This is a genomic window from Microcoleus sp. B4-D4, from assembly GCF_036705185.1.
Taxonomy (GTDB): Bacteria; Cyanobacteriota; Cyanobacteriia; order Cyanobacteriales; family Microcoleaceae; genus Microcoleus.
Map to the genome: position 1 here is coordinate 82,363 of NZ_JAUBTX010000007.1, position 12,210 is coordinate 94,572.

Annotated in this window: 14 protein-coding genes and 1 pseudogene; 11 read left to right on the forward strand and 4 right to left on the reverse strand. The window is 42.6% G+C overall.

Annotation, left to right across the window (positions count from 1 at the left end; genetic code table 11):
- Positions 1–383 precede the first annotated feature (383 nt).
- Positions 384–1,463: an RNA-guided endonuclease InsQ/TnpB family protein gene (locus tag QUB13_RS08535; RefSeq protein ID WP_333380061.1), complete on the reverse strand. Its 1,080-nt coding sequence runs from the start codon at positions 1,461–1,463 to the stop codon at positions 384–386.
- Positions 1,464–1,472: 9 nt separating this feature from the next.
- Positions 1,473–2,090, reverse strand: a complete 618-nt coding sequence (locus QUB13_RS08540; protein ID WP_333380249.1) for an IS607 family transposase — start codon at positions 2,088–2,090, stop codon at positions 1,473–1,475.
- A 511-nt stretch (positions 2,091–2,601) separates the two neighbouring features.
- Here QUB13_RS08540 and QUB13_RS08545 point away from each other — a divergent pair.
- From QUB13_RS08545 to QUB13_RS08590, 10 genes are all read left to right on the forward strand, one after another.
- On the forward strand, positions 2,602–3,072 hold the full coding sequence (locus tag QUB13_RS08545; RefSeq protein ID WP_333380062.1) for a hypothetical protein: 471 nt from the start codon (positions 2,602–2,604) through the stop codon (positions 3,070–3,072).
- Between the two features lie 10 nt (positions 3,073–3,082).
- Complete coding sequence (locus QUB13_RS08550; protein WP_333313959.1) at positions 3,083–3,451, forward strand: hypothetical protein; 369 nt, start codon at positions 3,083–3,085, stop codon at positions 3,449–3,451.
- Between the two features lie 136 nt (positions 3,452–3,587).
- Positions 3,588–4,385 (forward strand): hypothetical protein, encoded by a 798-nt coding sequence (locus QUB13_RS08555; RefSeq protein ID WP_333314185.1) that lies wholly within the window; start codon positions 3,588–3,590, stop codon positions 4,383–4,385.
- A 133-nt stretch (positions 4,386–4,518) separates the two neighbouring features.
- A complete protein-coding gene (locus QUB13_RS08560) occupies positions 4,519–4,875 on the forward strand; it encodes a DUF3768 domain-containing protein (RefSeq protein WP_194060237.1) in 357 nt (118 codons plus the stop codon).
- A 66-nt stretch (positions 4,876–4,941) separates the two neighbouring features.
- Positions 4,942–5,649 carry a hypothetical protein gene (locus tag QUB13_RS08565; protein ID WP_333380063.1) on the forward strand — a complete coding sequence of 236 codons (708 nt, stop codon included), beginning with the start codon at positions 4,942–4,944 and terminating at the stop codon, positions 5,647–5,649.
- 44 nt (positions 5,650–5,693) lie between these two features.
- Positions 5,694–6,332, forward strand: coding sequence for a Mov34/MPN/PAD-1 family protein (locus QUB13_RS08570; RefSeq protein WP_333380064.1), 639 nt, complete (start codon positions 5,694–5,696; stop codon positions 6,330–6,332).
- Positions 6,298–7,203: a ThiF family adenylyltransferase gene (locus QUB13_RS08575; RefSeq protein ID WP_333380250.1), complete on the forward strand. Its 906-nt coding sequence runs from the start codon at positions 6,298–6,300 to the stop codon at positions 7,201–7,203. Before QUB13_RS08570 ends, QUB13_RS08575 begins: the two co-directional genes overlap by 35 nt.
- A gap of 516 nt (positions 7,204–7,719) precedes the next feature.
- A complete protein-coding gene (locus tag QUB13_RS08580) occupies positions 7,720–8,397 on the forward strand; it encodes a hypothetical protein (protein ID WP_333380065.1) in 678 nt (225 codons plus the stop codon).
- Positions 8,398–8,815: 418 nt separating this feature from the next.
- Complete coding sequence (locus QUB13_RS08585) at positions 8,816–9,334, forward strand: hypothetical protein (protein WP_333380066.1); 519 nt, start codon at positions 8,816–8,818, stop codon at positions 9,332–9,334.
- A gap of 255 nt (positions 9,335–9,589) precedes the next feature.
- On the forward strand, positions 9,590–9,952 hold the full coding sequence (locus tag QUB13_RS08590) for a hypothetical protein (RefSeq protein ID WP_333380067.1): 363 nt from the start codon (positions 9,590–9,592) through the stop codon (positions 9,950–9,952).
- Between the two features lie 200 nt (positions 9,953–10,152).
- Here QUB13_RS08590 and QUB13_RS08595 read toward each other — a convergent pair whose 3' ends face one another.
- Complete coding sequence (locus QUB13_RS08595) at positions 10,153–11,517, reverse strand: pentapeptide repeat-containing protein (protein ID WP_333380068.1); 1,365 nt, start codon at positions 11,515–11,517, stop codon at positions 10,153–10,155.
- 46 nt (positions 11,518–11,563) lie between these two features.
- Here QUB13_RS08595 and QUB13_RS08600 point away from each other — a divergent pair, with 46 nt between their 5' ends.
- On the forward strand, positions 11,564–11,953 hold the full coding sequence (locus QUB13_RS08600) for a hypothetical protein (RefSeq protein WP_333380069.1): 390 nt from the start codon (positions 11,564–11,566) through the stop codon (positions 11,951–11,953).
- A gap of 137 nt (positions 11,954–12,090) precedes the next feature.
- Here the strand turns inward: QUB13_RS08600 and QUB13_RS30420 are convergent.
- Positions 12,091–12,195 (reverse strand): annotated as a pseudogene (locus QUB13_RS30420) (hypothetical protein); the annotation flags it as partial.
- Between the last annotated feature and the right edge of the window lie 15 nt (positions 12,196–12,210).

Consider the following 12,210-nt stretch of genomic DNA (forward strand, 5'->3'; position numbering starts at 1 on the left):
GGCGAATGCAGCGAAGGTTTGAAATCGAATTAATCAAGATACCTGCGTTAGTTGAATAAACCGACTTTCCAGCGATTTCTCCCAGCGACAGAACCTACTGATAGCTGGGAGAATTTTTTATATATTTTACTGATTCTCTACTAACTACAACTTTTTATCATAGTGTTGATTTACGCTCTAAAGCGATCGCATTTGTACGGATAGTTACAATTGCATAAGTAAATATGCTCTGATTGATAGCTGTGCAATCGTAGATGTGGCTAATAGTAATATAGCTTGCGAGCGCAATAGATATTCCTTCTGCTATACAAATACTAGACAAGTCTAGACATTTGCTTCTTACTTCATCGGGGGCATGGGAGCGGCTATCCCTCAGTAAGCTTTCACGGTTTAGCCAACCGTGATAAATTTATTGCTGCATTCAAATCCCTGTCTATCGAATGACCGCAACTTTCACAGTTATAAGTCCTTTCTTTTAACGGCATACCTTGGATTAGTCCGCAATTTGAACAGGTCTTGCTTGATGGGAACCAGCGGTCGGCAACGACGATCTCGCAGCCAAACTTTTTAGCTTTGTATTCTAACTGGCGCTTGAATTCATGGAATCCACAATCAGCTATTACCATACCGCAAGTTTGTGATTCTTTAGCATTCCACAGACATTCAAATCTTCTACTACTATCGTTGCGTGGTTTTTGCATAAGTAAGTAGTGATTTGATGTAGAGTATTTTTTCGCTCGGTTTGCTATTTTTGCATGATGCTTTGCTAGTTCAATTTTGGCTTTACATCTATTATTGGAACCTTTCACCTTTCTCGCTAAGACTCTTGACAATCTCTTAAGTTTTGCGAGATGCGCTTTATAGTGCTTTGGGTTCGGAAATACTACGCCAGTTGAAAGCGTAGCCAACTCTTTAACACCCAGGTCAACTCCTACAACGTCATGACTTTTGACTGTAGGTTCATGATGTTGTTCGTAGGCAAATGCGATAAACCAACTATCGGCAGTGCGCGAGATGGTGATTGACTTGCAAGTTGTATGAGGCAACCCTTCGTGAGTTTCTACCCAGCCAATTGTCGGCAGCTTTATAGATGTACCGCCCACAGGGATAGGCTTACCGCTAGCGTCAATCGTGAAAGAGTCGTGATGCCCTTTCTTCTTAAACCTGGGATATCCACCTTTTTTTGAGAAAAATTTAGCAAACGCATCTCCAAGATTGTCAAAGGCGTATTGGGTTATCTTTTGACAGATTTCCGCCTCCTTTATCCACGTAAATTCAGGTTTTACATGATTGTTAAAGAATTTTTTGAGCAAGTATTTGTTGGGCTTCAATCCATCTTTATAAAGGCTGCTCCAAGTAGCCAGTCCCCAATTATAAGTAAATCTCGCTATGCCAGCGTGTTTACTCATAACTGTTGATTTACTTTTGTTTAGCTTTAACTTTGTTTTGATGGATAGAAGCATTGTTCGACCTCAACACTGGATTTCTTTGTTTAACTCTGCCACGTCCTGTACTGGTTTGTCAATAGCCTTTTTTAAATTTTCTTTGATTTCCTTGGAGTAATTTCGTAGACCGTATAACCGACAGGAGAAACAGTGAATTATTGCCATCAGGTCTTCTACTAATTCATGTTGAGGAGACAGTGATTCTTGGTTGGCGACTATAATTTCACATCCGACTGATACGGCAAGTTCTTGGATGAATTCAAAGGCAAATCTGCACATCCTATCTTTGTGTGCAATTACGATTGTTGATATTTCACCCTTAAGCATTGACAGCATAATTGCTAGAAACTTTTTTCTCTTAAAGTTTAGTCCACCGCCAATTTCCGATATCCAGTCATCAACGCTTAGCCCTCGACCTAGGCAGAAGGCTTCCATTGCTAGCATCTGGTTTTTGAGTTCTGGCTTTTGCCCGCTGGATGAAACTCGACAGTAAACTACGATTTTTCGTTTGGCCTCTATGGGCTTCAATCCGTTAGCTATCAAGAGATCGTCTTCTGTGTAAAACCGATGACCTGATAGGGTGCGCTTGGCCGGTAGCTTCCCTGAGACATCCCAACGCTGGAGTGTTTTTACTGACAATCCCAGTTTTTTTGCAAAAACGCGCGAGTTTAAACAAAATGGTACACCGTAGTTTTGTCGATAAGTGTACCATTCTGTCTACTTATTTGCTATCTAGGTACTAGCTCTATCAATACTTCGGAATTTTGAAGAGTTTTTTTGGGAGATGGCTCTGGCGCAAGGTTCGTAGGTGGCTAATGTTGCGCTGAGTTTTTGGATTTCTTGCCATAGCTCTACTATCAAGGCTTCTTTTGCCTCGTTCAATAGTTGCTTGATTGTCGGGTAGTTTTTCCATTCCTTTATCTAATGTCTATCTCGTCTTCTTGTCAAGGGGGTTGAGCAATTACAATCAAAGAATCAATAGAGACAAGTGCGACCGCATCTTGTCGGACAGATAATTAATGGGAATTAATTAAGAAATTTCTTGGGAAACACGCTTACCGTTAAAACTTTACAAAAAATAGATCGTTAAAAGCAAGGCCGCGATCGCGGCAATTTTTGAGAATAAGCTGCACTTGCTTGTACTGCGAATCCAGCCATGACCCAAATAGAACCAAATTCCGAACTAACTGGAGAGGATATTCCACTTTCAGCTACTCAAAAAGTGGGTGAAACCATCAACAAAACTGAGAACACTTCACAGAGTCCTGACTTACTTGATGAAGGAGAATCAGAACCTTATGAATTCAATTTTTGTACAGTCAAAATCCACATTGTTATGCGACCAGACGATGGGCATCCAGAAGGGCGAATCGTAGAAATTACAGCAACGAGCCACGACGACTTACCACTATTAACACAAGTTAGAGAGAACTCAATTGGAGCTTGGCCAAGTGCTTTACAAGAATTGCTCCAGCGGTTAGCCTCCAATTTACCTAACCGAAAAGTGAGTGCTCAAATTCGCTCTTCTTTACGTCCACCCCGCAAGAAAGCTAAACCAATCCCTCAACACCCTACTGATTCACCCGTCAATAAGGGTGAAATCGGAGTCCAAATTTCCTTGTTTTAAAGAGGTAAAAATGAGTCTAATAGAATACGAAGGCAGACAAATTGAACTGCCCAACGAAATTACTTCAAATGATGAAAAGTTACTCGAAGTCCTGCTTCCTTACTTCCCGGAATTAAGCGAAGCTACGATTGAAAGAAAAGCAGGTCAACCCATTAAAATCATCAAACAAGCCAAGACAAAAGGTGTAGAAGAGTCGCAAAAAAAACTATCCGTACTGCATAAAAATTGCGTATTTCAATGCCAGATAAAAACTCATCAAATCCTCCCCCCCATTCCCCACTCTCCTCACTTATGGCAGCACCAGAAGAACCGAATCAAGCTGTCCAACTCACTTGGGCTCTCCAATGTGAATCTATCAACGGTTATGTTACTCCGCTAACCTTAGCAAGTCGCACTCAAGAAATCTCTCAAGCAATAGCGAGAGGTGAACAAGAACTACAGCGATTTAAAGCAACTCTCAAACAACTGCAACTTGCGCCAGCTATTGCACATCCCCAAATTCCCCTGAATTTTTAATGCCTGCAACCATTTTGTCTGTGTCGCAAGCCATCGCTGGTTTGCGACACTCCTACCCAGTAACCAAGCCAATTGAAGCGATTGAATTTCTCCAGCAAACGCTTAATAGTATTCAAATACTAAACCTTTACCAACACTTTTTTCCAACTGAATTTACCACCAGTACCAGTTCTATTTACTCTGATAGTCCTGACATTCATAGCCCCCGCGAATTAGAATTTTTCAGTCGGCTTGACGAAACAGAACTTATCCCTATCAGCCCCTGGCAATTAGAAATAGCCCAAGAAGAACGCCTCGACGAACTCCTGATAGAGCCTTGGGGGTTAGATTGGTTGAGCTATGAAGATTATGATATTGAGTCATTAGCCCCTGAGTGGCAAATCTTGCTGCCTCTAACTTCTAAAGGACTAGATTGGCTAACTGAAAATGACGCACAAGATTGGTATGAAGAGGAATTTAACGTTTTATTTTCTCACGTTTTACCACCCGATCGTATCAATTATCTGCAATTCCAAGAGCTTTGCTCTCTGGCTGACTTTCCCATAAAATCAGTGCCAATTGTACTAAGTTTCCTCAATTATTCAACAGGTAATATTTGGCTAGACGGCTGCGCTCAAGACGAGTATCAATTTAGAGAATGGACAGTCGAAAACTTGATATCTTTATCAGCGCAATGGCAAAGTGCTAAAGAAGTAATAACCCAAGCTCAACAGGTTATCGACTGGCTTGCTACTGACCGCCCTCGACGTTTTCAGCAAATTCTTGAACTCTGGAACAAGAGCACTTTGTCAATTTGAATTACCTATGAATCCAAATAATTACGATTGAAACTCTCAAGTCTAAAAATGCTGAGCTCCCCGCTTAAGCGTATTCATTGTGAAGCAGCAACCGCTAGTGCGGTTGTAGCTGTTGGAAATTGAGGTCTTAACCATGACTGAAACTCTAACAACAACCGAAAGAATTGCACGTCTCAATGACCAGTTGCGTCAAGGAAATACCAAAATTGGTGAAATTCGGATCACTCAAACTGTAAAAGCTCTTCCTCCTGAATACCAACAAAAATTACTGCAATTAGTAAGAGATTTTAACAGTTTTGAATCGGGCAACGACCCCTACGGAGAACGAGATTTTTTTGCCATTCAACTGGATAGCAAAAACTACTTTTTCAAAATCGATTATTTTGACAGAAAAGCTTGGCTGGACAACCAAGAAGTGAGTTCAGAATGCCCAGAAAACTCGGATAAAACTTGGAGAGTTGCTACCCTAATGAAATCGAATGAATACTAATTTTCAAGTAGGAGCTAACCTTACCTATCGGGTTAGCTCTATAACCTCTATCAATTTTAAGCTATTATGCAACATTTGTCAGGAGAAGCCTTCCGTGAAATTCTGCAAATAGCTCCCCGACAGCTAACAGAAATTGATGCTGAATTACTGTTCATCAAAGAACAATACCTGTTCCATTATCGAGAAGGGACAAAGGAACACTACAAACTACTCTCCTCTGTCAGTTTGAGAACTGCATTTTCTCACGATCCAATTGATACAGGTTGGATGCCTCCAGGAGTCATAAGGTGGGGAACTAATTCTCAAGGAAATTGGGTAGTAAAATTCATACATCCTGCTCAATATAACCTCCACTTTGATGATATTGAACCGATTACTATTCCGCTAACCGCTTTGGTATTGGTAGGACAGAACACTCAATATTGGGTATGGGCAACTGATGTCGCCACCTTCAACCCAGAGGCGAAAGCTTACCATACTCCCTTACCAAATATCCACCCAAACGGTTTAATTTGCTGGGGACAAAATACTCCCCCGGTTGCTTCAACTCAAACCATTGATATTGCTTGGCAAACTTTCATCACTACTCCTTTCAATGCTGACTTATCCAGCCAAAAAAGCCGAAAGTTTCCCCAAGATGTCAGAGAACATCTGAAAAGTTTAGCCTTGAAAAAAAGGCGTTCCTATCCTGTTAAAGATTTAGTTGAAAGCAGGTGCAACCAGTCAATTAACTCTTTAATAGAACACCTTTTATTGATTGCTAACCCTATCTAGGGATTGCACTCAACATTTTTCTTTCAACCGCCAAGTTTAAGTTAATGCTAAAACTTTTTAACCACATTCATGCCTCTATTCCCTTGCCTCCCATTGCTACTGGAGTATTCTGCGAATACGTTACAGCTTCTAACGGCGTGTTTGTGCGTTCAGTTCGCCCCGGACTAGAGGCAATGATTCCTGTTGCAAATTCAGCGCCCAATACTATCAAAGGGTTGCCATCTATAGAACCGTACTTGCACCTTGACACTCGTTCAGTACCATTAGAATTACTCCTTTCTATGTGTACAAAATCTGCATTTAGCAAAGATAATAGTGGGAATCTCACAGAGATTTTATTTCACCTATCCCTTGACAGCTGCAATCAATGGCAACTGACAATTCCACTCCAAACAACTACACGAACAAGCTGCCAACCTCTTGATAATTTATCCTGCTCAACTGCCTTAATTGAATGCCACTCTCACGGAGAAATGCCTGCTTTCTTTAGTAGCACAGATGATGCTGACGAGCGCGGGTTTAGACTCTATGCAGTCTTGGGTAAAGTTAATACTTTAAATCCTGAGATTTTAGTCAGAATCGGAATTTTCGGACACTATAGCTTAATTAAAGCTAGTTCTGTATTTGAAGAGCCATATTTTATCACCGATGCTTACCAAAACTCCCTTAAACCTCGACTTTGAGTACGCCAATTCTACCCCTCTCCTCCTCAAAGATTACTCTCACCTACACTTGTGGCTCGTTGGCTGTGGGGGCACTGGCTCTTATGTAGCTGAAAGTTTAGCACGATTAGCTTACGTTTTCAAACAACGTGGTAAAAATGTCAATGTTGCCTTTGTTGACCCTGACATTGTTGAAGAGAAAAACTTGGGAAGGCAGAGATTTTGTCAATCTGAACTCGGATTGAATAAAGCCGCTACTCTTGCTTTGCGTTACAATCTTACCTGGGGGCTAGAAATTAGTGCAATTCCTGACTATTTTGACCCCAAATTGGTAAAATCATACTGGAATGATTTGGTAATTATCACTGGCTGCGTTGACAATAGTGCGGCTCGTCGTTCCCTCGGCAAAACACTAGAAAGTAACCGCCACTCTGATATTCCAAGAATCTGGTATCTTGATGCTGGCAATAACTTTGATAGCGGTCAAATTCTACTAGGTAGTCATAATTGTGGTGAGGGGTTAATTACTCACCTAGATCAATTTGAGAAAACAGGCATTATGGGAGCGTTACCCTCTCCTATTTGGCAGTGCCCCAATTTGAGAGAATCCCAGCCTGAAGAACTGGCAAATACCTATTTATCTTGTGCTGAGTTAGCCACTATTAACGCTCAGAGTCTCACAATTAATCAGGGGATAGCCTCCATTATTGCTGACTATTTATTCCGTCTCACTTTGACGAATGACTTGCGCAGGTTTGCCACTTTCCTTAACCTTAAATCGGGTTCTATGCGCTCGGAATTTATCAGTTTTTCATCTCTTAAAAGGTTTGCAAGAGGGGGAGGGGGAAGGGGAAGGGTGGAAAAAGGAAGGGAAGAGGAAGGGGAAGGGTAGAAAAAGCTGATTATTTGGGGAGGGGAAAGGAAGGCTTCGCCGTGAACTATGCGGCTCGACTGAGCGACATTCGGCTTGCGCTCAATCGAGCCACAATTCGGCTAAGCTCATGGTCGAAGCCTCACGCCGAAGTCCGACGGGAACCCCGCTTACCGAACGTCCGAATGGAAAGTTATAGGTTGCCGTTATCTAAATTGAATAAAAAATCAAATAAGGAGTATGAGAAAATTGGCAACATAGTAGCCGTTATACCAGCCTTGACAGTCGCGTAAATTGCTGTTGTCGGACTCGCGATGAAGCAATCGGCTAAACTGTTGTTGTCTGATAAAGCTTGACAGTCGGCTAAACATTTATTCCCTGACTTGGTTTACAGCAGTCGCTCGACTCCTAGCTATTAATGGCGGTTATAATTCTCCACCCTATTAGTCCAGGTAGTAATTTCTAAGTAGGTAGGCGGGATTAAACCGAATAATGTAACAGTATGTAAATAGGCTTAAGTCAGCCAGTAGAGAGCATTTGAACACTTTACATCGTTTACATAGTTGCGTTTTAAAGCGCCGACTTACTTACCGTGAGCGTGGCGTTTGGCAGAATTCTATTGAGCTTACACTTTCCAGCAGCGATCGTCCAACAATCTTAAAATCTGTGCAGCAACTCGAACTTTTTCCGCAACCCAAACCCAGCTCCGCTAAATCTCCTCAACTAACGATGAGTTCCGAGGCTTTGTATTCTTGGAAACAACGCATTTTTGAACACCAACAATCTGAAAGTGCGCCACAACCGCGACAGGGAAGTCTATTCGAGCTAGCAGTAAATCCTTGTGACTCCAACAGCATAGACCCGTTTGCCCTGCAATTGCACAATCTCTCATTTTGTGAGAAACCGGATTGGGGCGATCGTACTTGCCTCTATTTTGTCATCGACAACGCATTCCGCTTGGTTCTTTACGTGGGAGAAACGCAGCAAACACCGAAACAGCGCTGGGCGAACCACTATTGCTACAACTACGTCGGCAACTACATCGAACTGCATCGGCGTTATTCCCTAGATGTGAGTGTAGCCATAGCATTTTGGTACGGAGCGCCGAGCAATCGAAAAAAGCGGCTGCAACTAGAGTCCGAGCTTATCTACAAGTGGAAGTCGCCTTTTAATAAAGAATGCTGGCAATATTGGGGACAGCCATTTGGTAAGTGAAACTGCTGGGATTCCTCACCTGATAGCAAGTTACTCAAAAAAGTATTATTTGACCCTGCGAACTGGAGAAGTAAGAAAGAGACAAAATCCCGGTTAATAAGCGTAAATGTAGTAGAGGTTGGTAGCAATGCTGCCAGGCAGATTGTATCCGTGCTGTTTCCGTATCTTAAATCTTAGCAAACCGAATTTCTAAGGCTCCCATCCTCATTTTAACCGGATATAGGTAAATGCGAGCGAAAGGTATCAGTAACAGTTCGAGATTGTTCCAATTCACAGAGATTGTTGAATTACTAAACAATCCTTGAAAAAAACCGGATTTCTAGCTGTTTACATAAGCCTCTAGAGTATTTCGAGAAAATCCATGAAAAACATTGTTTATCGATATTCACTCTTGTGTAGCCTAGGACTTCTAACCTTCGTGCCGCTAACAGGAATACTCTCTCCTGGTAGCAGTAGCAGCCAGCTTTCCCCATCAGTTAGTCAAAATCAAGTTTCACGTAAACCTGCTTCCAGTACAAAGCAATACAAGAATTCGGCGTATGGTGTTAGCTTGAGCTATCCCAGCAATTGGCGACCTACCAAGGGCTATGAAGAACGCTTTAGCGGTGCTGATGGATTCTTCCAGATAATGGGGTTGTCGTCACCGCCACGGTCAACGATTCAGAATGTTTGTAAGAGTGTAATGAATCATAAACTCAATCCCTATGGTACTCGTCCCCGGATGCAGAGGTTACAAATCCAGGGCCGCCCAGCGTGTTTAATTTTGCCTTCCTCTGACCAAGATCGGACGCTGGAAAGAATGGCAACGCTCATTGTCCGCTATCCCACACCGATTCGCCTGAATGGGGGAAACTACAATCACCTCATGTTGTCTGCGAACAAGGAAAACATTCGCCAAATTACTAACGGGCTAAGATTTACAATACCAAGGCGATAGTGTAGCAACCGCCAAGGCTGTTAGGGCATAAAGTGTAAATAGCCCCAATTGCGGTGCGATCGTAAAACCTATTTTTAAAGTTGGGTTCTCAAACAGCTCACCGGAGGCAAAAGTTGTAGATGTTACTCACCAAAATCGATGCACCACACTTAATTTCTGTAAATCCAACGCTTAGTAGAGATTGAGTTGGTGCCAGATTTTTTCCAAGTCGCTGTGTGATTGCATAATAAAAAGCAGACGCATCTCCATCTACTCATGAAAAAGTACCTCAACCTCGCCATCGCCCTCATTGCATCGCTCAAACCAAAATCCCAATCACCCCAAATCGATACCTACGGTCAATCCTCGCTCACTCAGGAACAGCAGCAAGCTCTCATGGAATTGTTGTTCGCTAGTTTCAGGGATGTGGGATACTTCGGTAAATCTCATCTGATTTGGGATGATGGGCAGGATAGGCAACGGGAGATATTCACCGCCTTGATGCGACACGAACCAATCTTTCTGTACCGCCAAGGAGTGCGACCCACTCCAATTGTTGAGGGATATTGCTGGAAATTGATTGGCGAACATCCCAGTTTGCGGTTGTATCAGTTAGAGATGGAAGTTGACGGAGATTGAGGGCGATTGACAGTGATAAAAACAAGAAAGCCCCAGCATTTTACCGGGGCACGACCAGTTATCGCAACTTCAAAGCCCTTGATTGTACTTGAATCAGCAGCCTTTCAGCGCTCTGTTGAATCGCATCATCGGGGTGCATATCCTAAATACCAATCAGTCGGATAGGGGTATCTTGCACTATGCCTGCAAATAGTGCAACGCTACGCAGGCAACCCTAATGCCTTCAATATCATTGGCAATAACTTGCTGCACGCTTCTACAATGCTAGCAGTCTGGGGTAAACTGCTCAATGTTGCCTCAAACATCTTCCTCGCTTTTCGTGTAAGCCCTTCTTTTTTAGCAGGTTCCTCTGTTTGCTTAGCTTCTGCCAAAGCTTGCACCTGCTCTAATAAATCGGCTTTGTCGGGGTCAGGTAGGTTGGAGTCGTTTTCGATCGCTTGTTGGAGTTGTGTTAAAAGTTCTTTGATGTTGGGTTCATCGGTTTTCAAGGAATTGGGCAATTGATTGAGAGTGTTGGTCACGTTGCCGCTAATCATGCCCAAATTAACAACTCCATCACCGCCAACTAACCCGCTGATGTCGCCAATGCTGCCACCGTCTGAATGAATGTTGATTCCCTTATTCTGAGTCACGATTAATTCTCCTTGAACGATTTGAATTGTTTCTGCGTGAATCTTAGATTGATGCGTACCTGTTTGAATAAACTGCTCAATCGTATCTTTAAGTGTACGAATTGCAGAGTCTTGTGCGACCAGTTTTAACTGAACGGCAAGCGGCAATTCCTTGTGGATTCGAGCGTAATCTGTAAAATACTCGTGGCTTAACTCTGATTTATCGGCTCCCGGTGCAGTGGTAAACCGGAGATTCAAGCCATTGTTGCCCCGCCGTTCGATCGCCACAAACCGTAGCTCTTGCTCTGGATGGTTGGCTGATAAGTTTTTAAGTGCAATGGAGATGGCGCGGGGGTCAATATCCTGACTGTGGTACAAATCTAGAGTATCCACGTAAGGCTTGATGAAATCTGCAAACTCTCCCTCAGCAAAGGTTTCTCCCCAGTTATCCGGTTTCCGCAATCGGTTGGGATTATCTTTGGTTTCAAGACGCATGAATACATAGTCGCATTGCACGTCCTCTAGGTTGGTGCTACCTGTTATCCCCCAATCTTCGATACAAGCTTCCGTGAGAATTGCTCCCGTCATATCTGTACCGTCGAGTTGTGCTTGCTTCAGGATGGCTTTGGACAAATCAGCATTCCGCAAATTAGCGCTGTTGAGGTTTGTTCCAATAAAACTGGCACCTTGCAGATTTGCCCCTTGCAGGTTCACCCCTTCCAAATTCAAGCCATCAAAGTTTTGAGCCTGTCCGTTGAGCGTGATAACCAGTTGCCTAATTTGGGGATTGGCAAGGTAGGTATTGTCTAGACGAGCATACTCCAGTGCTTTTACTTTATAGAAGCGAGTGCGAGTAAGATTAGCTTCTCGGAAGTCGCAAAATTTAAGCGTTGCTCCAGTAAAGTTTGCATCAGTTAAGTTGGCTTCCTTAAAGCAATTTCCTCCTTGTGTCACTATTGCTATTACTGCTTGCAACCTCCATCGAAAGCCGGGACTGCAAGTGAGTGCTTTCCAGCTAAGATGGCAGGAAATTGCAATAGTTACAATTACGATCGGTATTATTTGGGTTATGGGTGCAGTTATAATAGTTACTGCGACCATCGGGCTAAATGTACTTACCGTAGCTATAGCAATAGAATTTAGTGAAACTCCCAATAAAATTAGCGATAAGGTGGCAATTTCTATGCTCAATGAAACTAAAACTACAGCGCTAGACCCTAAAAAAAAAGGAACGCTCAGGTCGAGTGTATTCGTTGGTGAAGGCAGAGCGATCGATAATAATAGAAGTGGCAGCAAGGCTCCTATACCTATAATAGTTCCTAGAACAAAGTTTTTTTGTATACTACTAAATAATGTGATACTTAAAGAGAGTAAAACTGAAACCCCATAAGGTAATGAAGATTTCGTCAACAATCCAGTTGCTAGTAAGCTCCCTGCTCCTAGGAAACAACCAGCTAAGCTAGCTAACAGTAGTGTCGTACAAAGCAAGGAAACTTGCCAGCTCACTTTAATTCCAAAATTAACCTTATGGAACTTTGATTTTTCAAGGTTTACCCTTGTAAAATCTATTCCTTGTAAAACAGCAAAATCAAAACAGGTTCCTGCCAAGCCTTCATAATGCGATCGTTGCATTTTTTAAATAATGAT